The 21,595-nt window shown below is 66.3% G+C and carries 21 protein-coding genes; 7 read left to right on the top strand and 14 right to left on the bottom strand.

Going from position 1 to position 21,595, the window contains the following annotated elements; genetic code table 11:
- Positions 1–13: 13 nt before the first annotated feature.
- The 4 genes from era to AC3A3W_RS06705 are packed head-to-tail and all read right to left on the bottom strand — an operon-like array spanning position 14 to position 3,870.
- Complete coding sequence (gene era / locus AC3A3W_RS06720; RefSeq protein ID WP_487441334.1) at positions 14–973, bottom strand: GTPase Era; 960 nt, start codon at positions 971–973, stop codon at positions 14–16.
- Complete coding sequence (locus AC3A3W_RS06715) at positions 957–2,315, bottom strand: hemolysin family protein (protein WP_487441333.1); 1,359 nt, start codon at positions 2,313–2,315, stop codon at positions 957–959. Before AC3A3W_RS06715 ends, era begins: the two co-directional genes overlap by 17 nt.
- Entirely contained in the window at positions 2,312–2,785 is a 474-nt protein-coding gene (ybeY, locus tag AC3A3W_RS06710; RefSeq protein ID WP_400576190.1) for an rRNA maturation RNase YbeY, read from the bottom strand. Before ybeY ends, AC3A3W_RS06715 begins: the two co-directional genes overlap by 4 nt.
- Entirely contained in the window at positions 2,782–3,870 is a 1,089-nt protein-coding gene (locus AC3A3W_RS06705) for a PhoH family protein (protein WP_487441332.1), read from the bottom strand. Before AC3A3W_RS06705 ends, ybeY begins: the two co-directional genes overlap by 4 nt.
- Positions 3,871–4,432: 562 nt before the next feature.
- On the opposite strand from AC3A3W_RS06705, the gene AC3A3W_RS06700 reads away from it, so the two are divergent.
- Positions 4,433–5,185, top strand: a complete 753-nt coding sequence (locus AC3A3W_RS06700; protein ID WP_487441331.1) for a GerMN domain-containing protein — start codon at positions 4,433–4,435, stop codon at positions 5,183–5,185.
- Between the two features lie 21 nt (positions 5,186–5,206).
- Here the strand turns inward: AC3A3W_RS06700 and AC3A3W_RS06695 are convergent, their stop codons facing one another.
- From AC3A3W_RS06695 to hrcA, 3 genes are read right to left on the bottom strand one after another with little or no spacing between them, the layout of a single operon-like run.
- A complete protein-coding gene (locus tag AC3A3W_RS06695) occupies positions 5,207–5,977 on the bottom strand; it encodes a 16S rRNA (uracil(1498)-N(3))-methyltransferase (protein ID WP_487441329.1) in 771 nt (256 codons plus the stop codon).
- A 2-nt stretch (positions 5,978–5,979) separates the two neighbouring features.
- Positions 5,980–7,107, bottom strand: coding sequence for a molecular chaperone DnaJ (dnaJ, locus tag AC3A3W_RS06690; protein ID WP_205653881.1), 1,128 nt, complete (start codon positions 7,105–7,107; stop codon positions 5,980–5,982).
- Between the two features lie 57 nt (positions 7,108–7,164).
- Positions 7,165–8,178 (bottom strand): heat-inducible transcriptional repressor HrcA, encoded by a 1,014-nt coding sequence (hrcA, locus tag AC3A3W_RS06685; RefSeq protein WP_487441327.1) that lies wholly within the window; start codon positions 8,176–8,178, stop codon positions 7,165–7,167.
- 204 nt (positions 8,179–8,382) lie between these two features.
- Between hrcA and AC3A3W_RS06680 the strand changes: the two genes are divergently transcribed.
- The 4 genes from AC3A3W_RS06680 (at position 8,383) to AC3A3W_RS06665 (ending at position 10,890) form a co-directional block, all read left to right on the top strand.
- Positions 8,383–9,237 carry a DUF3097 domain-containing protein gene (locus AC3A3W_RS06680; protein WP_487441325.1) on the top strand — a complete coding sequence of 285 codons (855 nt, stop codon included), beginning with the start codon at positions 8,383–8,385 and terminating at the stop codon, positions 9,235–9,237.
- Between the two features lie 123 nt (positions 9,238–9,360).
- Entirely contained in the window at positions 9,361–9,807 is a 447-nt protein-coding gene (locus tag AC3A3W_RS06675; protein WP_487441323.1) for a DUF309 domain-containing protein, read from the top strand.
- A 9-nt stretch (positions 9,808–9,816) separates the two neighbouring features.
- Positions 9,817–10,326, top strand: a complete 510-nt coding sequence (locus tag AC3A3W_RS06670; RefSeq protein ID WP_487441322.1) for a mycothiol transferase — start codon at positions 9,817–9,819, stop codon at positions 10,324–10,326.
- A 144-nt stretch (positions 10,327–10,470) separates the two neighbouring features.
- Complete coding sequence (locus AC3A3W_RS06665; protein WP_487441320.1) at positions 10,471–10,890, top strand: DUF4870 domain-containing protein; 420 nt, start codon at positions 10,471–10,473, stop codon at positions 10,888–10,890.
- 103 nt (positions 10,891–10,993) lie between these two features.
- Here the strand turns inward: AC3A3W_RS06665 and hemW are convergent, their stop codons facing one another.
- Together hemW and lepA are read right to left on the bottom strand one after the other, a co-directional pair.
- The gene (gene hemW / locus AC3A3W_RS06660; protein ID WP_487441318.1) at positions 10,994–12,223 is read right to left on the bottom strand and encodes a radical SAM family heme chaperone HemW; all 1,230 of its coding nucleotides are present in this window, start codon (positions 12,221–12,223) and stop codon (positions 10,994–10,996) included.
- Positions 12,224–12,259: 36 nt separating this feature from the next.
- Positions 12,260–14,113, bottom strand: coding sequence for a translation elongation factor 4 (gene lepA / locus AC3A3W_RS06655; protein ID WP_309987716.1), 1,854 nt, complete (start codon positions 14,111–14,113; stop codon positions 12,260–12,262).
- A 203-nt stretch (positions 14,114–14,316) separates the two neighbouring features.
- Here lepA and AC3A3W_RS06650 point away from each other — a divergent pair, with 203 nt between their 5' ends.
- Both AC3A3W_RS06650 and rpsT read left to right on the top strand, forming a co-directional pair.
- Complete coding sequence (locus AC3A3W_RS06650) at positions 14,317–14,904, top strand: type II toxin-antitoxin system PemK/MazF family toxin (protein WP_487441316.1); 588 nt, start codon at positions 14,317–14,319, stop codon at positions 14,902–14,904.
- A gap of 187 nt (positions 14,905–15,091) precedes the next feature.
- Positions 15,092–15,352: a 30S ribosomal protein S20 gene (rpsT, locus tag AC3A3W_RS06645; protein ID WP_205653890.1), complete on the top strand. Its 261-nt coding sequence runs from the start codon at positions 15,092–15,094 to the stop codon at positions 15,350–15,352.
- A gap of 89 nt (positions 15,353–15,441) precedes the next feature.
- On the opposite strand, the gene holA is transcribed toward rpsT, so the two are convergent.
- The 5 genes from holA to AC3A3W_RS06620 form a co-directional block, all read right to left on the bottom strand.
- Complete coding sequence (holA, locus tag AC3A3W_RS06640) at positions 15,442–16,458, bottom strand: DNA polymerase III subunit delta (RefSeq protein WP_487441314.1); 1,017 nt, start codon at positions 16,456–16,458, stop codon at positions 15,442–15,444.
- Positions 16,459–16,681: 223 nt separating this feature from the next.
- A complete protein-coding gene (locus AC3A3W_RS06635; protein WP_205653892.1) occupies positions 16,682–16,966 on the bottom strand; it encodes a hypothetical protein in 285 nt (94 codons plus the stop codon).
- Positions 16,967–17,348: 382 nt separating this feature from the next.
- On the bottom strand, positions 17,349–18,191 hold the full coding sequence (locus tag AC3A3W_RS06630) for a hypothetical protein (protein WP_487441312.1): 843 nt from the start codon (positions 18,189–18,191) through the stop codon (positions 17,349–17,351).
- A 461-nt stretch (positions 18,192–18,652) separates the two neighbouring features.
- Positions 18,653–20,362, bottom strand: coding sequence for a ComEC/Rec2 family competence protein (locus tag AC3A3W_RS06625; RefSeq protein ID WP_487441310.1), 1,710 nt, complete (start codon positions 20,360–20,362; stop codon positions 18,653–18,655).
- Between the two features lie 265 nt (positions 20,363–20,627).
- Positions 20,628–21,595 (bottom strand): ComEA family DNA-binding protein (locus tag AC3A3W_RS06620; RefSeq protein ID WP_487441308.1); only part of this gene is annotated, 968 nt, incomplete at its 5' end.

Below are 21,595 nucleotides of genomic sequence, written 5' to 3'. Positions count from 1 at the left end.
AGCGTGGTGCGGGCTAAAACCCGAGCTTAACGAGCTGCTTGGGGTCGCGCTGCCAGTCCTTGGCCACCTTGACGTGGAGGTCGAGGTAGATCCGCGTGCCGAGCAGGGCTTCGATTCCCTTGCGTGCGTTGGTGCCAACCTCCCGCAACCGGCTTCCGCCCTTGCCGATGATGATCGCCTTCTGCGAGGGCCGCTCCACGTAGAGGTTCACCCGGACGTCGAGAAGCTGGTTGTCCTCCGCCCGGCCCTCGCGCGGAACGATCTCGTCAACCACCACGGCAAGGGAGTGCGGAAGCTCGTCCCGTACGCCCTCGAGCGCCGCCTCGCGGATAAGTTCCGCCACCATGACCAATTCCGGCTCGTCCGTCAGCTCACCGTCCGGGTACAGGGGAGGCGACGGCGGCATGTGGCTGATCAGCACGTCGGCCACCGTGCCCACCTGGAACCCGTCCGTGGCGGACACCGGCACGATGTCCTTCCAGCCTTCTTCGCCCAGCACTTCACGGCCCAGGGCCGCGACGGCGAGCAGCTGCTCGGTCAGTGCCTGCCGGTCGACGAGGTCGGCCTTCGTGACGATGGCGATCACGGGCTTGCGGCCCACTGCTGCGAGCTGTGCGGCAATGAACCTGTCGCCGGGGCCGATTTTTTCATTGGCCGGAAGGCAGAAGCCGATGGCGTCCACTTCGGCGAGCGTGTCCGCGACAAGGTCGTTGAGGCGCTTTCCGAGCAGGGTCCGCGGCCGGTGGAGACCGGGCGTGTCAACGAGGATCAGTTGGGCGTCCTCACGGTGGACGATGCCCCGGATGGTGTGCCGGGTCGTCTGCGGCTTGGCGGAGGTGATGGCGACCTTCTTGCCCACCAGGGCGTTGGTCAGCGTCGATTTCCCGGCGTTCGGCCGGCCCACCAGCACCGAGAACCCGGCGTGGTAGCCGCCAAAAGGTGCGCCGCCGTCGGCCTTATTCTGCTTGCTCACGTGGAACTCCCTGTTGCATTTGTTTTGCCTCGTCGAGAAGGTCTTCAAGGTCAGTATTCATCGGAACGGCATTGCTGGGAACAGCGCCTTTGGGAACGGCGGCCGCAATGATGTGGCTGACGCGGTTTCGGCGGCCTTCCAGCCGCTCGGCCCGGAGCGAGACGCCGTCTACTTCCACGGCGCTGCCCACGATCGGCACGCGGCCCAGCGCCTTGGCCAGCAGGCCTCCCACGGTGTCCACTTCGTCGTCCTCGAGCTCGAGGTCGAAGAGTTCGCCGAGGTCGTCGATGCTCATTCGCGCGCTGACACGGTACGTGCCGTCCCCCAGGTCCACCACTTCGGCGCTTTCGGTGTCGTATTCATCCACGATCTCACCGACGAGCTCTTCGATCAGGTCCTCAAGGGTGACGAGCCCGGCCGTTCCGCCGTACTCGTCGATGACTATCGCGACGTGCGTCGACTCTTTTTGCAGCTCCCGCAGCAGGTCGCTCACCGACTTGGAGTCGGGGACGTACCGCACGTCGCGCGCCAGCTCTTCCACCAGCGGCGGTTCTTCATCCGGCGCCAGGCCGTGGATGACGGCGGCCACGTCCTTGAGATAGACGATCCCCAGGATCTGGTCGGTGTTTTCCCCGATGACCGGAATCCGTGAGTATCCGGAACGCAGGAACAGCGACATGGCCCGGTGCAGGCTGGAGCCGGCGTCGATGCTCAGGATGTCCGTGCGGGGCACCATGACGGAACGGACCAGGGTGTCGCCGAAGTCGAAGACCGACTGGATGAGTTCGGCCTCGTTGTCCTCGATCATGTCCGATTCGGTGGCCCTGTCCACGAGCTCCCGGAATTCTTCCTCGCTGAAGAACGCGTCGTCTCCGCCGGGCGAGCCGGGTGCCACCGTGCTGCCGAGCCTGACCAGCCAGCCCGGAATGGGTCCGAGGACCCAGGCCAGGAACCTGATCATGGAAGCCGAGAACAGCACCACTCCGGCGGCATGCGAGCGGCCCAGCTGCCGGGGTGAGACGCCCACGATCACAAAGCCCAAGACGGCCATGATGCCCGTTGCCGCGAGGCCGGCGAGCCACACATTGTCCAGCAGGCTGTAGAAGAGCACCGCCACGGCAACCGCGGATGCAGTCTCGAACCAGATGCGCCAGAACCTGAGGGCGCGCATGTGCGTCATCGGCTGGTCCAGGATCCGCCGGAGCGCGGTCCCGCGGCTCTTCAGCAGCGCCTGCTCGGCATCGTGCCGCGGGAGGAAGCTGAACGCCGCCTCGGCGGCCGTCAGCAGCGCTGCGGCACCAAGGAACAGCAGCGCCATGCAGACAAGGAGCGGTGATGTCACTGGATGGTCTCGGAGGGAGCTTCTTTGCCGGTGAACTCTGCCAGCAGCTCACGCTGCAGGCCGAACATTTCTGCCTTTTCTTCCGGTTCCGCGTGGTCGTAGCCCAGGAGGTGCAGGATGCCGTGTGTAGTCAGCAGCAGCATTTCGTCCTGCGTGGAGTGGCCGGCGTTGCGCGCCTGGACCTCCGCCACCTGTGGACAGATGGCGATGTCGCCCAGCATTCCCTGCGGCGTCGGCTTGTCCGGGGTGCCCGGCGTGAGTTCGTCCATGGGGACGGAGAGCACGTCGGTGGAGCCGGGTTCATCCATGAGCTCGATGTGCAGTTTTTCCATGGCGGGCTCATCCACGAGCAGGATCGACAGCTCGGCCTGGGGGTGGATGTACAGCTGTTCGAAGATGAACCGGGAGAGCGCCACCAGCTGGGCCTCGTCCACCTGGACGCCCGATTCATTGTTCACTTCGATGCTCATGCGTGCTCTCCCCGTTTTTCCCGGGGAACGGAATGCTTAACCCGGTGTCGCTGTGCCTCGTCCCAGATGCCGTAGGCGTTGACGATGTCGCCGACCAGCCGGTGGCGCACCACGTCCGCGGCGTCCAGAACCGAGAAATTGACGTCGTCGATGCCCTGCAGGATTTCTTCGACTATCCGCAGGCCCGAACGTGTTCCGAACGGCAGATCCACCTGGGTGACGTCACCGGTGACCACCATCTTCGACCCAAAGCCCAGGCGTGTCAGGAACATCTTCATCTGTTCGGGCGTGGTGTTCTGCGCCTCGTCCAGGATGATGAAGGCGTCGTTGAGCGTCCGGCCCCTCATGTAGGCCAGCGGCGCCACCTCGATGGTGCCGGCCGCCATGAGCCGCGGAATGGATTCGGGGTCGATCATGTCGTGCAGGGCGTCGTACAGCGGCCTCAGGTAGGGATCGATTTTGTCGCTGAGCGTGCCCGGGAGGAACCCGAGGCGCTCCCCCGCTTCCACTGCCGGTCGGGTGAGGATGATCCGGCTGACTTCCTTTTGCTGCAGCGCCTGCACGGCCTTGGCCATCGCCAGGTAGGTCTTGCCCGTGCCGGCCGGGCCGATTCCGAAGATCACCGTGTTGGCGTCGATCGCGTCCACGTAGTTCTTCTGGTTCAGCGTCTTGGGGCGGATGGTCTTGCCCCGGCTGGACAGGATGTCGTGGGTCAGAACGTCAACAGGATTCTGCAGCGACTGGCTGCGCAGCAACAGCACGAGTTGCTGAAGCACGGCGGGCGTAATCACGGTGCCGCGCGCCACCAGTCCCCGCACTTCGTGCAGGAGCCGCATGATGCGAGGGACGTCGGCCGATGGTCCGCTGATGGAGAGCTCGTTGCCTCTGACATGGAAGCTGACGGACGGGAACTGGTCCTCGATAAAGCGGAGGGCTTCGTCGTGACTACCGAGGGATTGCACCATCTGATCAGAGTTGTCGAAGATGACCACCTCCGTTCGGATACCGGGCAAGGTATGCGGGAACTCTCCCGCGGTGCGGTCCCCGGTGTTGAGGCGGCGCTTTCCGTTTGCTGATTCAGTCATGGTGCCGGCCCGCAGGCCTCTGGTTCCCTCCAGTGTGGATTACCCTTTGTGGATTACCCTTCAAAGTCCTTCTATCTTACGCCAGCAAGCGGCCTCACTCACCGTCCGGCCGGGCGGGCAGGCCGGCTCTTAGATGACGGGTTCCCGCCATTAGGTATCAACTTTGTCTCGGCCTCATATCGTTCCCGTTGCAGTTCGGGCCCCGACGCGCGATGGGCGCCCGGCGCCCCGGGGCCTTGTGTAATGCTGGAAATACAGAGAGCGGGCACCGGTTACGCATGCCCGCCGCCGTGGGGAAGACCCGCTGCCTGCCGCGACGCGGCGGGCGGTCCACCGAATATCCGAAGGGAGCATCGACATCAGGCAGCCAGGATTGTCCGGCCCGAAAGCAGCCGCGCGGATCCGTTCCGTGCTGGCGCTTTGGCTGCTTCCTGCCGCTTTGCTCCTTACCGGATGCATCGCCGAGCCTGATCCCGCGGCCGCCCCGTCGGATGTTCCGTCCCAGGCACGGCGGTCAGCTGGAGTTGACAGCGCTCCGACCACCAGCGCGCCGCTGGAAACGATGCAATCCTCCAATAAGGCCCCGGTGTACTGGATCGGCCGGAGCAACACGGACGTATACCTTTACCGCGAATTCCGGGACGTGCCGGGCGAGGACAATCCGATCACGAAGGCGCTCCGGGCCATGATGTCCGAGACCCCGCTGGACCCGGACTACTTCACACCCTGGCAGAACCCCAAGAGCCTTGCCACGTCCATTTCCGGTACGAACGTGATCACCGTGGATGTCTCGGCCGACGCATTCAACAGCAACCTTGACGCGGACATGGCGCAGCGGGCCATCCAGCAGCTCGTGTACACGGCGACGGCCGCCGGCGCGAGCTCCGGCCTGATCGACGCCGCCCAGCAGATCGAGGTGGCGATCCTGGTGGACGGGCACACCGACTACCAGGCCTTCAAGCACGTCAAGCTGGGCGCCCCCATGTCCCGAAGCGTGGGCATGGTGGCCCCGGTGTGGATCATTGACCCCCAGGAAGGCATCGAAGTTGCCGACGGACGGGTGAAGATCAACGGGCGCAGCACGGATGCCGGCGGCAAGCTGCGCTGGCAGATCCTGAAGGTCCAGGAGAACGGCGACAAGGAGAAGTACCTGAATGGCGAGGCCACTGCGTCAGCAGAGGCTGACTCTTCCGGAATCTTCAGCCTCGCCGTGAAGCTCGGCCCCGGCAATTACGAGATCCGCGTTTCGCAGATCGATCCCGGCCGCACCGAGGACGAACCGAACGTGGACACCCGGGGCTTCTCGGTCCGCTAGCAGCAATTGCGATTGCGGCGGCTACCAGCGCCCCAGCACATCACTGGCGACGACGACGGCGGCGGGCCCGGCCGTAGACGACCGCAGCACGTGCGGTCCCAGGAGTGCTGTCACGGCTCCGGCGCTGCACAGCTTGGTGACCTCCCGCGGGCTGATGCCGCCTTCCGGCCCGACGACCAGCAGGATCTCCCGGGGAGCCCCCCCGGACTGGCTCGCGCCGTGCCATCCCTCGAGGACTCCGCGCAGCGGCTTCACCGCGTCTTCGTGCAGGATCACCGCCAGGGCGGCGCCCGCCACCTGGGCTGCCAGGCCCTGGGTGTCGACGGCGGGACGCACCTCGGGGATCCATGCCCGCCGTGCCTGCTTCGCGGCTGCGGAGACTGCCGACTGCCACTTGGCGTGGGCCTTGGCGGCGCGGTCGCCCTTCCACCGCACAATCGACCGTTCCGACTGCCAGGGAATGACGGCGTCGATGCCGAGCTCTGTGGCCGTCTCGATGGCCAGCTCGTCCCGGTCGCCCTTGGCAAGGGCCTGGACGAGCACCAGGCGCACGCCGGGCCGGTCCTCCACCGTGACGGACGTGCACTCGACGGTCAGTTCCGCGGGCGCGGTGTGCTGTACGGTTCCGGTCATGCGCCGGCCCGCGCCGTCGGCGATGTCGACCGGCTCCCCCACACCCAGCCGTTTGACTGTCACCGCATGGCGGGCCTCGGCGCCGTCCAGCACAAAAACCGAACCGGGCTGTGTGGTGTCCAGTGTTCCGGCAGCGGTGAAAAATACGGGATTGCTCACCGCTACAGGTTACCGAGGCGGTCCCGGAGCTTCGCGAAGACGCCGCCGCTCGCGGCGAGCTTGCCCTCGGAGAACTGTTCGCCGCGGAGCTTGGCGAGCTGACGCAGCAGGTCTTCCTGGGCGGGGTCGAGCTTGGCGGGCGTCTCGACCTGCAGGTGGACCTTGAGGTCCCCGCGACCATAGCCCCGCAAGTGCGTGACGCCGAGCCCGCGGAGGGTGATGACTTCGCCCGACTGCGTGCCGGCCTTGACGTCGATGTCCTGCTTGCCGTCGAAGGTGTCCAGGCTCAGCTCGGTGCCGAGGGCCGCAGCGGTCATGGGGATGTTGAGCGTGGCGTGGAGGTCATCGCCGTCGCGGACGTAGGTGGGGTCGTTGTTGACGCGGATTTCAACGTAGAGGTCGCCGGACGGCCCGCCGGCCGGACCGGCTTCGCCCTGCCCGGACAGCTGGATCCGGGTGCCCGTGGCCACACCGGCGGGGACCTTGATGGTCAGCGACCGCCGGCTGCGGATCCGGCCCTGGCCGCTGCACTCGTTGCAGGGATCCTTGATGACGGTTCCGAAGCCCTCGCAGGATCCGCAGGGTGCGGACGTCATGACCTGGCCGAGGATGGAACGCACGGCGCGCTGGACCTGGCCACTGCCGCCGCAGATGTCGCAGCGTTCCGGATGAGTGCCTTCGCGGCAGCAGGAGCCGTCACACGTGGGGCAGACGACGGCGGTATCGACTTCGAGCTTCTTGTTGGCGCCAAAGACGGCGTCGCGCAGGTCGATCCGGACGCTGATGAGGGCGTCCTGCCCCCGCCGGACACGCGACGCCGGGCCGGCGGTTCCGCCGGCGCCGAAGAAGGTGTCGAAGATGTCCTGGAACGCGAACCCCTGGCCGGCGTAGCTGCCGCCGCCGAAGCCGTTGTCCGTGCCGTTCTCGTTGCCCGTGGTGTCATAAACCCTGCGCTTCTGCGGATCGGACAGCACCTCGTAGGCATGGGTGACCGCCTTGAACCGGTCAGACGCTTCAGCTCCCGGGTTCACGTCCGGGTGCAGGGTGCGGGCCAGCTTGCGGTAGGCCTTTTTGATCTCTTCTCCGGTGGCTTCCGGGGAGACTCCGAGAACGTCGTAGTGGCTGCTCAAAGTTCGTATCTCTTCCTGGTTATGGTGCCTGGGTATCGGACTCATTCGGCCGCGGGATCACGGACCGAGAATCCTCGAAAGGTAGCGGGCCACCGCGCGGACGGCGGCCATGGTGGTGGGATAGTCCATGCGGGTGGGCCCAAGGATGCCGATTTTCGCGGTGGCGTCGGGTCCATAGCCGGTGGCAACCACCGACGCCTCGGCGAGCCCGTCGTAGGGGTTCTCCCGGCCAATGCTCACGGCGACTCCACGGGGGTCCTGTGCCATGTCGCTGAGGAGCCGCAGCATGACCACCTGTTCCTCGAGGGCCTCGAGGACGGGTCCGATGCTGAGCGGGAAGTCCACGTTGGACCGTGCGAGATTGGCGGTGCCGGCCATGACCATGCGGTCTTCCCTGCTGCTGTGCGAGAGGGCCTCGAGGGCCCTGCTGAGGGCGACGGCAGCCGGCCGTTCGGCCGGAGCGCAGCCGGCCACGACGGCGGCGAGGTACTGGGGCAGCATGGTCAGCGCCGTGCCTGCGACGCCCGCAAGGAACCTGGTCCGCAACGCGGTCAGCGTGTCTTCGCTGAGTTCCTGGCCGACGTCGACGACGCGCTGCTCGACCTTGCCCGAGTCGGCGATCAGCACGATGAGGACCTTGCGCGGCGCCAACTGGACGAATTCAATGTGGCGCACCACGGCCCGGCTCAGGTGCGGGTACTGCACCACGGCCACCTGGTTGGTCAGCTGCGCCAGGAGCCTGACCGTGCGCTCCAGGACGTCGTCGAGATCGTCGGACCCCTCCAGCAGTGACTGGATGGCACGGCGCTCGGCCGGAGACAGTGGCTTGACCGCCGAAATCTGGTCCACAAAAAGCCGGTAGCCCTTGTCGGTGGGAATCCTGCCGGCGCTGGTGTGCGGGGCGGTGATGAGTCCCTCGTCCTCAAGCGCAGCCATGTCGTTGCGGATGGTGGCGCTGGAAACCCCCAAATGGTGGCGCTCGACCAGCGCCTTGGATCCGACAGGCTCGCGGGAATGGACGTAGTCCTCCACAATGGCGCGCAGCACCTCAAGCTTGCGTGGTTCGCTCACAATCCACCTCCGATCAACTGTTTTTGCGGGCAAGGGCAGGCAGCACATGGTTAGCACTCGACATCCCTAAGTGCTAACCAGTCTAATATGAGACGGCCCGTTGTTAGCATTGGTACCGCTCCGGGCGAAATTCCGGGCCCGTGTCCGGCCGGAGGCTGTTTACCGGCCGGGCGGCAGCCTCCTAGCGCAAAGCGGTGTTTAACTATGCAGTACCAGACCTGGGGCCCGCAGGAGATTGCAGCGCCCGCCAAGAACAGTTTGCCGGAAGTGCCGGTTGAGCGCGGCATGGTGCTGGAGGACGTGCAGTCCGGCTGGGTGGGGGCGGTGACGCGGGTAGAGAAGTCCGGCGGGATGCATGTGGTGGCCCTTGAGGACCGCCGCGGCAAGTCCCGTTCCTTCCGGCTTGGCTTCGGGTTCCTGCTGGAGGGCCAGCCCATCCGGCTGATGCCGCCGGCTCCGGCCGCCAAACGGCCAGGTTCCGGCCCGGCTGGACGGACGGCGTCGGGCTCCGTCCGTGTGGAGGGCCAGCGCGCCCAGGTGGCCAAGGCCAGCCGGATCTGGGTTGAAGGCAAGCACGACGCTGAACTCGTGGAGAAGGTCTGGGGCGACGACCTTCGGGTGGAGGGAATCGTCGTCGAGCCCCTTCACGGCATCGACGACCTGGCCGGGGCGGTCGCCGCTTTCCGGCCGGGACCGGGCCGCAGGCTGGGCGTCCTCGTGGATCACCTTGTCCCGGACTCCAAGGAGTCACGCATTGCGGAGGCCGTCATGGCGTCGCCCGGCGCCGCGGGGAACGTACTCATCGTGGGCCACCCCTACGTGGATGTCTGGCAGGCCATCCGGCCCTCCGTCCTGGGGATCGAGCAGTGGCCGGTGGTGCCCAGGGGCACCGACTGGAAGACCGGGATCCTGGCCGCCTTCGGCTGGCCGCACGCCACGAAGGAGGACGTCGGCCTGGGCTGGCAGAAGCTCCTGGGTGCGGTGCGGACCTACGCCGATCTCGAACCTGCCCTGCTGGGGCGGGTGGAGGAGGTCATCGACTTCCTCACCGTGCCCTAGTCGAGCCGGGCGTGTCATCGCAGCACCGATCAACAATTCTGGCGGGTCCCTTCGAAGGGGCGGACGTAGCATGGGGTGTATGAACGCGGGCAGGTACCAGAGACGCTCAGGGCGGAAACGGCAATGACCGGCGACCGGGACCGGGATGCTTTCCGGCGCCCGCGGCAGTCCCGGCCACGTGACGCGCTTGGCCGGCCGCTGCCGTACGGAAGCGTTGGAGTCGAGCCGGTCCCGGAGGAGCCGCTGCCGCCGGAGCAGACGTTAGTCTCGGCCAGGAACCTGCTGGACGCGGGCCGGCCCTTCGCCGCCCATGAAGTACTCGAGGCGCGCTGGAAAGCCGGACCGGCCGAAGAACGCAACCTCTGGCAAGGGCTCGCCCAGATCTGTGTCGGGCTCACCCACGCCGCCCGCGGGAACAGCGTTGGCGCGCTCCGGCTCGTCGAGCGCGGTGCGGCACGGCTCGAGGAGTACCGTTCCGGCGAGGGACCAACCTACGGGCTCGATCTGTCCGCCGTTGTGGGCTGCGCACGTGAGCGGTTACACACCGGCGGGCGAGCCGGCGATCAGTAAGGTGACCCGATGAAATCCAACGAATTGCTGCTTGACGCCTTCGGCCGGATCCATGACACCGTGGCCGCCACCCTGGACGGGACCGACGACGGATCCCTGATCCGCCGGCCCGCGGGCAACGGAAACTCAATTGCCTGGCTGATCTGGCACCTCGGCCGGATAGAGGACTCGCAGGTCGCCGCCGCCGCCGGCCTGGACCAGGTGTGGCTCTCACAGGGGTTTGCCGGCCGCTTCGGACTGCCGCTGCCCGACCGCGACACAGGGTACGGCCATTCGACCGACCAGGTGGACGCCGTGCATGCCACGCCGGAGATGTTGCGCGCATACTACGACGCTGTTCACCGGCAGACTGTGGAGTTCCTGAAATCTCTTGGCGACGAGGACTTCGACCGCGTCGTCGACTACCGCTGGGATCCGCCGGTGACTCTGGGCGTGCGGCTGGTCAGCACTATTGCCGATTGCCTCCAGCACGTGGGGCAGGCCGCGTACGCCAAGGGCTTGGGCCAGGCACACGGTTAGAGGCAGGCTCGGCGGCGCGTCATTCATTCCGCGCCCGACCCAGTATTCTTGAAAGGGCGCCTTCCGCGCTGCCGCCGTCCGGGTTACCGGCCGGGGGCGAATACCGGCACCAACGCACCAACGCAAGCTTAAGGAAGACTCACCGTGGCAGAAGACGCTCGTGACCGCAGGGACCACCAGTCCGGCCCTGACGTGCCCCAGTACCATGGCGTGCCTGCCAATGCGCTTCCGCTGACAGCCAGCGAGGACCGGCAGTGGGCCACGCTGGCCCACTTCGGCGGCATCCTCGGCTGCGTTCCGGCGCTGCTGATCTACCTGATTTTCCGGGAGCGGGGTCCGTTCACGGCCCAGGAATCCAAGGAAGCCCTCAACTTCACGCTGCCTCCCACCATCGCGGCCGTTCTTGCCAACCTCCTGGTGCTCCTCCCGGTGGTGGGCAATGTTTTCGCCGTCATTGCCACGCTGATCTGGATCGCATTGACGTGCTTTGCGGTGTCCGCCGGCATCCACGTCAACCGGGGCCAGCCGCACCGGTACCAGTTCAACCTGCGCTGGATTAAGTAAGCGCACAAGGCGGCGGCCCCAGACCTCTTCGGTTCTGGGGCCGCTGTTTTTTAAGCCATGCGACGGTTGTTTGAGCCATGCGCCAGTGGCGCGGGCTGGAGCTTCAGTCCGGCAGGATCCTGCGGACCACGGCGTCGGCCAGCAGCCGGCCCTTGAGGGTGAGGACCAGCCGGCCGCGGAAGGCGTCGGCCGGCACCACAAGACCGTCGGCGATAAGCCCGGCCACAGCGTGCCTGCCGTCGAAGGACAGTGTGCTGACCGCCAGCCCTGAAGCCAGCCTGGCCTCAAGCATGACGCGTTCCACACGGCGGGTCTCGGCGTCGAGGGTCTCGCGTCCGGCCGCCGGCGACACGCCGGAGCCGAGCCTGCCGGCGTAGGCGGTGGGGTGCTTGACGTTCCACCACCGGACACCGCCGACGTGCGAATGCGCGCCCGGGCCGATCCCCCACCAGTCATCCCCGCGCCAGTAGGCCAGGTTGTGGCGGCACGCCTGCTCCGGCGTTGCGGACCAGTTGCTGACCTCGTACCAGTGCAGGCCGGCGTCGGAGATCATCCGGTCGGCGAGTTCGTATTTGTCGGCGTGATCGTCGTCGTCAATTTCCGGAACTTCGCCGCGCCGGATCTGGGCGGCGAGCTTGGTGCCGTCCTCAATGATCAGCGCGTAGGCGCTGATATGGTCCGGCCCGTACGACAGTGCGGTCTCCAGCGAAAAGCGCCAGTCATCGATTGACTCGCCGGGTGTGCCGTAGATCAGGTCCAGGCTGACGGCGAGTCCGGCGTCGCGCGCCCACTGCACCACGAGCGGTACGCGGCTCGGAGTGTGGGTGCGGTCGAGGACCTTCAGCACGTGAGGCACCGCGGACTGCATGCCGAAGGAGACGCGTGTGAAGCCCGCGTCGGCGAGCAGCTGCAGGGACTCCGGAGTGACGGAATCCGGGTTGGCCTCCGTGGTCACTTCGGCACCGGGTTCGATCCCCCATGTGTCTATGGCGGCACGGAGGATCCTGGCCAGATCCTTCGCGGGCAGCAGCGTGGGCGTCCCGCCGCCGAAGAACACGGTGCGGAGTTTGCGGGCAGGAAGGCCCGACTGCTCCAGGGCGCGGGCAGCGAACTCCACTTCGGAAATGGCCGTGGAGGCGTAGGCATCCTGGGATGCGCCGCCGCCGAGTTCCGTGGCGGTGTAGGTGTTGAAGTCGCAATAGCCGCAGCGCACCGCGCAGAACGGGATGTGCACGTACAGCCCGAAGGCCCGCTCCTCCGCACCGTCCGCCGCCTGCTGCGGCAGCAGACCGTCCGACGGCGCGGGGTCGCCCAGGGGAAGAACGCTAGGCACGGGTGCGGCCTCCGGTGGTTCCGGCCACGGTCATCACTACTTCTTGGCCTTGTCCTTGGACTCTTCGGTGGTCAGGGCTGCGATGAAGGCTTCCTGCGGGACCTCGACGCGGCCCACCATCTTCATGCGCTTCTTGCCTTCCTTCTGCTTTTCCAGCAGTTTGCGCTTCCGGGAGATGTCACCGCCGTAGCACTTGGCGAGAACGTCCTTGCGGATGGCGCGGATGGACTCGCGGGCGATGATCCGGGATCCGATGGCGGCTTGGATGGGCACCTCGAACTGCTGGCGCGGAATGAGTTCACGCAGCTTGCCGGTCATCATCACGCCGTAGGCGTAGGCCTTGTCCCGGTGCGTGATGGCGGAGAAGGCATCAACCTGCTCGCCCTGGAGCATGATGTCCACCTTGACCAGGTCGGCCACCTGCTCGCCGTCAGCCTTCCAGTCGAGCGATCCGTAGCCTCGGGTCTTGGACTTGAGGATGTCGAAGAAGTCGAAGACGATCTCGGCCAGCGGCAGACGGTACCGGATTTCCACCCGGTCCTCCGAGAGGTAGTCCATGCCGCCCATGACGCCGCGCCGGCTTTGGCACAGCTCCATGATGGCACCGACGAACTCGTTCGGCGCAAGGATGGTGGCGGACACCATCGGCTCGCGGACTTCAGCGATCTTGCCGCTGGGGTATTCGCTGGGGTTCGTGACGTGGACGACCTTCTTGTCTTCCAGTGTCACTTCATATTCCACGTTGGGGGCAGTGGAAATCAGGTCCAGGTTGTATTCACGCTCAAGCCGCTCGCGGGTAATCTCAAGGTGCAGCAGGCCCAGGAATCCCACGCGGAAACCGAATCCCAGCGCGGCGGATGTTTCGGGCTCGTACACAAGCGCGGCGTCGTTGAGCATCAGCTTCTCCAGGGCATCGCGGAGCACCGGATAGTCCGTGCCATCCAGCGGATACAGGCCGGAGAAGACCATCGGCTTGGCATCGGCATAGCCGGGGAGAGAATCTGCGGCCGGCTTGGCAAGGTTAGTGACGGTGTCGCCCACCTTGGACAGGCGGACGTCCTTCACACCGGTGATCAGGTAGCCGACTTCGCCGACGCCGAGGCCCTTGGACGGCGTGGGTTCCGGGGAGCTGACGCCGATTTCCAGGAGCTCGTGCGTGGCGCGGGTGGACATCATCTGGATGCGCTCCCGGGGGTGCAGCATGCCATCCACCACGCGGACGTAGGTGACAACGCCGCGGTACGTGTCATAGACGGAGTCGAAGATCATGGCACGGGCGGGGGCATCCGGGTCTCCCACGGGAGCGGGAAGATCGCGGACGATCTTGTCCAACAGAACCTCGACGCCCATGCCGGTCTTGCCGGAGACGCGGAGCACGTCGTCGGGGTCGCCGCCGATCAGGCTTGCCAGTTCCGCCGCGTACTTCTCGGGCTGCGCCGCGGGCAGGTCGATCTTGTTCAGAACCGGGATGATCGTGAGGTTGTTTTCCATCGCCAGATAGAGGTTGGCGAGGGTCTGGGCCTCGATGCCCTGGGCCGCGTCCACCAGGAGCACTGCGCCTTCGCAGGCGGCCAGGGACCGGGACACCTCGTAGGTGAAGTCCACGTGGCCCGGGGTGTCGATCATGTTCAGTGCGTAGCTGACGCCGTCGACGTCCCAGGGCATGCGGACGGCCTGGGACTTGATGGTGATGCCGCGTTCTCGTTCGATATCCATGCGGTCCAGATACTGGGCCTTCATGTCGCGGGACTGCACGACGCCGGTGTACTGAAGCATGCGGTCGGCCAGGGTGGATTTACCGTGGTCAATGTGCGCGATGATGCAGAAATTCCGAATGATGGCCGGATCTGTCGCGGCGGGCACCGGGGCGGTGCGGGCCATGGGAGACACGCAGGGTCCTTACTGTTGGCATTTCCGCGGCGTCATTCCGGGCCGAACTCGGGCCATCCTGCTGCTGCCGCATATCTGAACCTCTAGTCTCCCACGTTCGGGCCGCCCACAGTACATTGAAAGCCACCATGCAATGAAAGCGGCAGGCATCGCAGCTGCGGAGTTGCCCGGAGGCCGGACGGCCCGCCGGTATGGTTGGCGGCATGGCCCTGACCTTCCGCAGCATCAGCAATGCCGTCCGCGCATCATTGCGCTTCCTCGCAGGCTCCCCTGACCCCAAGCGTCCCGGCAGCGGCGGGTCAAAGCACGGATCCGCGAAAGCGGCGCCGGTACCCTCCGGAAAGTCGCCGCGGACGGCCGCGGTCCGGGCCGGCACGACAACCCTGTCTGGGCCATATCCCGGCGACTTCCTCGGCACGGCGACCCTGCGATACGCCCCCTCCCCCGATGGCCGCCCTGATCCTGGCGAGGTGGTGTGGACCTGGGTGCCGTACGAAGAGGACCACTCACGCGGGAAGGACCGGCCGGTCCTGCTGGTCGGCAGCCACGGGAAGTACCTCCTCGGGCTGATGCTGACCAGCAAGGACCACGACGGGCATCCGCACGGGCGGCGGGACTACGTCGATATCTGCAGCGGGCCCTGGGACCGGCAGGGACGCCCCAGTGAGGCCAAGCTGGACCGCGTTCTGCAGATCCGCCCCGCGGACATCAGGCGGGAAGGTGCCATCCTGGGGCGCAGCCAGTTTTTCCTCGTGGAAGATGCGCTGAGGCGGCTGCGCGGTTGGAAGTGAGGCACGGACGCGCCGCGCCGGCGTAAATCGCGCCGTGCGGCCGGATTCTGCTACTATTCATAGCTGTGTGTCCGTGCAGGTCGACGGCCACTGATGGTTGGCCGCCATAGGTATCCCCACGCCGCTCAGTCAATGGCCAACCTGAAAGCCCTCTAGACCATTTCCGCATTAAAAAGAGAGTTCACACGTGGCAAATATCAAGTCCCAGAAGAAGCGCATCCTGACCAACGAAAAGGCTCGCCTGCGCAACAACGCAGTCAAGTCCGAGCTGAAGACTGCCATCCGCGCCGTCAACACCGCCGTTGAGTCCACTGACAAGGAAGCCGCTGCTACTGCGCTCGTTACTGCCAGCCGTAAGCTGGACAAGGCTGTCAGCAAGGGTGTTCTTCACAAGAACAACGCTGCAAACCGTAAGTCGGCGATCTCCAAGAAGGTCAACGCACTCTAAGGTTTTCCAGTTCAACTGAACTGATGCTTGTGGCCGGCACCATTGGTGCCGGCCACATCTCTTTAAGCTTGGCTGGTCTTATGGCCGCCCTAGCGGCCGCGGGCTGCCGTGGCGATGACGGTTACCGCATGCTCCACAGCGTAGACAGGATCGCGGGACAGTCCCTTCACTTGGGCGTCGGCTTCGGCCGTCACCTGAATGGACCGGGCCAGGCCTTCGGGCGTCCACCGCCGGACATCACGCTGTGCCTGTTCCACCAGCCACGGCTGCATGCCAAGTTGCTTGGCGATCTGCGCCGATGATCCCTGGGCGCCGGCAACCTTCGCCACCGTCCGCAACTTCGCGGCCAGCGCCGCCACCAGCGGCACGGGGTCAGCTCCGGTGGCAAGGGCGTGGCGGAGGGTGGACAGCGCCACCGGGGCGTTGCCGGCCATGGCGGCATCCGCCACCTTGAATGCCGTGGCCTCGATCCTCCCGCCGTAGTAGCGGTCAACCATGGCTGCGTCCACAGCCGTCGATGCATCCGCGATCAGCTGGCTGCAGGCCGCGGCCAGCTCCGACAGGCTGGCGCCCACGGCGTTCACGAGCGCCTGCACGGCGTCCGGCTCGATGCGCCGCGACGCCGCCTTGAATTCCGCCACCACGAAGGCCGTCTTTTCTGCGTCCTTCTTCAGCGGCTGGCAGTCAACAACCGGCCAGCCCGCTGCCTTGACCGCATCCAGCAGCTTCTTGCCCCGGACGCCGCCTCCATGCCGAAGAACCAGCACCGCGTCCTGCTCCGGGTGCTGCAGATAGCCAAGCGCATCGGCCAGAAAGGCATCGTTCATGGATTCGAGGCCTTCGACCTCGATGAGCTTGCTCTCGCCAAACAGGGACGGACTGACGTTCATCGCCAGCGACCCGGCCTCATAGCTCCCGGCGTTGAGCCGGGTGACCTCTACGTCCGGAGCGGCGGCCCGGACCTGCGACCGGACGCGGTCCATGGCCCGGAGGCCGAGGTATTCTTCCGGGCCGGTGACAAGCACGACGGCGGCTGGCGTTACGTCCCGCCAGGTGGCCGAATTCGTCGCCGTCGTCCTGGATCGTTGAGTCTGGGCAGCGGCCACTCTAGGTTCCTCCCGGGGTACGTATTGCAGACTCTAAGCCTGCCACGGCGCACCCGCTGCACCAAGCCGCGCGCGGCAGGGCTGCGGAGGGGGAATGACCCTGACCGTCGGCCGGTCGGAGGCAGGACCCGCTCCAGCGTGTGGGCCATGGCGCCATGTGCGGCGTAGACCAGCCGCGATGGAGTGGCACGTATTCCGCCGGTACGCACTGACGCTGGCACCTCTACCGAGGAAGTGTGAAGTAGCTCGCCGGGTCGTCGGCGCCCAGGAGTTCGTGGTGGAACACGATGGCGTCTACCGGGCGGGTGTCTACGAACAGGACAGCCAAAGTCCGGGAGTGGACCACGGTGTACCGGACAGACCCGTCCAGCCAGGAGTGGATTCCGGTGTACTCCTCGACGAAGAACCCGTCACCGAGCAGATCCCGCTCCTCGAGCAGGTCGTAGACCACATTCCAGACGAGATCCATCAGTTCATGGATCGCTGCGTCCACCGTTGGTGCCGTCATAGATCCATCATCCTCCCGGGCACTGACAGCAATGCGGAGCCGTTCGGCGTGTCCTCCAGACAGGAGTACTCCAGGGCCAGTCTCGCGGAACAAGGACGGATTATGTCCCGATGAAGGTCAGATGGTCCTGGCATTGATCTTGGTTCTTGTTTTTAGTCCGGGCTGCCGAGGACAGGGTTACTGCCGACATGCTCGCCCGGGTGCAGCGTTTCGCGGTTCCCCCGGCTGGGAGTTGGAAGTCAAGACGGTCCGCTCGGGACGATTCCTGCGCGTGGACATCAACCCGGCCCCAGCATCTTCCCAGGCTCGCTCATACGCCCTTCCGGTAGCTCGCTCCCTGCAATCGGTGTCTTCAAGTGCCAGGAGGACACTGTTTCCGGCATCACCCCCGCTTTGAGCTGTGGAAATTGTCTTGGATATAACGTGTGACCCATTGTTGGAGTTGTTCCCTGTTCCAGCTGGGTGTGGTGACGAGGAGAACTTCGCGGTCTTCACGGAAGGCGCCCGTAATTCCTTCTTCCTTCACGAGGGTTTTGATCAGCCTGTCCACCTCCCGGGAGTATTCGTGCGCGATGTCCTCACGCAAAGAGACCTCAAGCTCCCGTCCGCGAAGCTCGTCTTCGCCCAGGTCCTCGACTTCGATAAGCGGTTCATCCTCAGCGACTGTTTCCTCGTCTGTACCGTTCAACCGCCGGATGACCGCCGCGGCTGTGCGAGTGAGCTTGTCGTCGTCTGATGTGAGCCTCCCGCTGGCCTGTCCTCTGGCAAGTCCTGGGACGAGGTCAGGAAGGGGTACCTCCTCGTTATCGTTCGCGAGGACGGGGTGGTTCTGCCACATGTAGGACTTGATTCGGTTATATCCGGCCCTCCACTGGGCTTTGGGGGCTCCCTGCTCCACGACCCGGCACAGGTAGGAAATGACCCCATCTATGATCGCAATTGAGTCGGCCGACAGTGTCGGTTCTGTGCCAATACCGTACCGAAGCCATGTGGGGCTGGTGGAGGCCTCCGCTCCAGGAGTTTCCGTCGTCCGTTCCGTGAGCCCGGATTTCACCCAGCGCCAGAGGGGGGTAAGGCTTTCTACTGTCTCGTCGAGGTTGATAGTACCGTCGGAATGTTCGGCTAGATATCGGGTCAGATGCTCCAGCGCGTGCGGCCGCTCATCGAGAAACTCCTGTAGGGCCGCGGCAGCCTCTTGCTTCTTCATCTTTTGGTAGGTCTTCATGGCAAAAGGTCGAAGAGTTCCTCTTGGCCCAGATTTGTCCGTGTTGTGCATTCGAAGGAGGCAGCCATGGTCAGAGTATGTCAGTCACGGACGCACTTTCTGCCTCGGACCATGCCCGGCCGTGCCGGTACCGGAACGCCGCCCCTCTATAGCCAGCCCGATGAAGATCGATACATCCAACACCCCTTCCGCGGGGCGGTCTGGCTTGTCCCAGCTCGGGAGGAAGGCTCCCGGAGCGGCCCCAGTGGCAGGCGGAGTTTCCGGGAAGTCAGCGTCGATACGGCCGGTCGGCTTCCGTACGGGTATCCCTCCGAAGGTGCGCCCGGCAAAGCCATAGAGCAGCAGACGCCTGGCATCTGGGTCTGCTGGTTCCGGGTAATCCGACGCTGGGTTCTCCGGATGGCTAGGGTGGCGGCAACAGGCAGCTTGACGGATCGGGGGCAACAATGAAGTTCTGGCGTTCAATGATGAAACTTCCGCAGCCGGTAAAGCCGGTAAAGGGCTGCCTTGTTGCTCACCTGATCACTTTCCCAGCCGCCTTCATCTCCCTGCACCCGCTGCACCAAGCCGCCCGAGGCAGGGCTGCGGAGCCGGAATGACCCCGGCCGCTGGCCGGTCGGAGGCAGGACCCGCTCCAGCATGTGGGCGATGGCGCCGTGTGCGGCGTAAACCAGCCCCAGGGTCAGGGCCGGACGGGCCGCCAGCCAGACGAGCAGCACGTTCAGGACAGAGAACAGCACCATGGTGAGCAGGCCGAACGGGCCTTCGGGCCACGGCGGCGCCGCACCCGGCAGCCCGGCCATGAACCTTGCCACGCCAGCCACGCCAGCGGCGAAGAGCCCGGCAGTTCCGATCAGCGCGGTGGCCAGCCACGGCAGCAGCGGGACCAGCGGTACGGCAGCGGTCCCCAGAATCGTGACCGGGGCAACGAGCGGAGCTGCCAGGACGTTGGCAAGCAAGGAATACGTGGCGAATTGAGGCTGCAGCACCACGATCACGGGACCGCACAGCAGCTGGGCGGACAACGGCACGGCCGCTCCGGCTGCCATCCAGCGCGGCACTGCAGGGGGAATCCAGTCAATGATGCGCCGTCCCAGCACGATGATGCCGAGGGTGGCCAGGACGGACAGCAGGAACCCAAAACTCGTGCCGAGCCCCGGGTCGACGAGCAGAAGTCCGATGACGGCCAGGCACAGGAAGCTCAGTCCTCGGCCGGCCCTGCCGCCGGCAAGGGACGCCAGGGCGATGGCGCCCATCAGCGAGGCCCGCAGGACGCTGGCATCCGGTCCCACCATCAGGACAAAGAGCCCCAGGCCGGCCAAGGCCACCGCGGCCGCCGGCAGCCTTGCGAGCCGCAGGCTGCGGGCCGCCAGCAGCAGGGCTCCGAGAATGAGGCTGCAGTTGGCACCACTGACCGCGGTCAGGTGGGTGAGGCCCACCGTCTGCATGGCTATCTCCAATTGTTCGTCCAGAGCGCTGGTGTCGCCGGTCACCATGCCGGGCAGCAGCCCCCGGGCATCGGCGTCCAGCCAGCCCGCGGCGGCCGAGAACTGCCGTCCCAGCGAAGCCGGTCCCGAGGTCCAGGCGCTGGCTGGCTCAAGCGCTATGGGAGCCGCGGACGCAGTCAGCATGCCGGCCTCCACCTGGCCGGGTGCGGGAGGACGGAGGTTCCCGGCAGCACGCACCTGCTGTCCCTGAACCACGTGCTGCCAGTCGGCGCCGCCCAGGATCACCACCGAGGCCTCGGCCCGGAGCAGCCGGCCCCCTGTGCTCAACGATGTGATGGTTGCATCCACTGCCCAGCGCGATGACAGGTCTGAACCGCCCTGCGGTGTCAAAGCGCGCGGGGCACCCGCGATTTCAACCTCTGCCAGGCACGGCGCGCGGGCCGCGATGGCCGCTGCCACAGGCCCGTCATGCTTCTGCGCCGACGATACGGCCGAGTGCGCCGCGGCGGCGACGGCCAGCAGCAGCGCGGCCGCGATTGTGAGCAGGAAGCTTCGGCCGGCACGCCCGTCTGGCCGGTGCCGGCGCAGGACAATGACCACCAACAAGGCCGCGCCCGCGGCGATGGCGCAGCACAATCCAAGGAGCCATGCGGGACTAATCCAGGGTCCGGCGCCCGCGGCAGCCCACACGAGGAGGGCAGGCGGGACCAAGCGCAGGTCCACACGCCGCCGTTTCCCATCGGCCAGAGAATCAGCCCGTTCCTCAGGAAAGAGCCTGCTCCGGATCAGCCCGCGGATACCTCGCAGGGGCGCGGATACAGGACGGCCCGCCGTTCCCGACCCGCCGGGCGCCGAAGCCGCTGCCGCTTGGGCAGAAGCCGCTGGCGCCAAAGCCGTGCTGGTCCGGTTTTGCCCGGCCGTGCCGCTGACGGCAGCCTCGACATAGCGGTGCCATGCGCTGGTTCGCCGTGACTGCCCGCGTTCCATCTCAGACCGTCACGAGCGGAAGCAGGGCTTCCAGCATCTTGGGTCCCACTCCGTCCACGGCGTCGAGCTCATCGGCCGTCTTGAAAGGCCCCTGCTCGGTTCTCCAGTCAATGATGCGCTGGGCCAGGACCGGCCCCACACGCGGCAAGCTGCCCAGCTCCTCAAGGGAAGCAGTGTTCAGATTGACTTTGCCGGTACTCCCGGATTCGCCGGACCCGCCACCTGAACCCCCGGCCCCGCCTTCGGCCCCGGCCCCCCGCGCAGCTGCCGGCCCTCCACCAGCAGGCGCCCCCTCCTGCACCGCCTCCGGCTGCCCCGGCTCACCGTGGCGGGGAATGTAGATTTTCTGGCCGTCCTCCAGCACAGCTGCGAGGTTGAGCCGGTTGAGGTCCGCGGCGGCAGTTCCGCCTCCGGCGGCTGCGATGGCGTCGTGGACGCGGCTCCCCTTGGGGACTTTGACTACCCCGGCTTTCTTGACCGCTCCGGCGACGTGAACGACCACCGCACCCGAGGACAGGCCCGTGCCCACAACCTCGCCCCCAGCCGGACCGCCGTCTCCACCGCCCTCCCCCGGCGCCCCGCTTTCCGCCTGCCCGCCTGCCGACTGCCCGCCTTCCGGGGGCACCGCGCCCGGGCCGGAAGCCGCGGCTGTTTCGCTGACGGCGTTCAAAGGCATCACATCCGGAACGGCAGCCGCAACCCGCCACCAGAACCATCCGCCCGCCACGAGCGAAATAACGCCGAGCAGGACGGCTGCCCGAAGCCCCAGCCGCCACCGGACGCGCTCTGCCACCGTGGCCCTGGAGGCCGCAGCCCCGCCACCGACTGGGCGTCCGTTTCCGTAGGTGAATCCCCCGTCGTCGCCGAGTTGCAGCAGGCCCTCCGGCTCTGCACCGGCGGGCGGCGGGCTGGCAGCCCCAGCGCCGGCAGCCCGTTCGCCGGCCCCGTTCCCCTGCGGCGGACCCAGCC

The sequence above is a fragment of the Arthrobacter sp. Soil_N43 genome (genome assembly GCF_057655195.1).
Note: the sequence above shows the minus strand (reverse complement) of the source record. Positions and strands in the feature narration are given on the sequence as shown.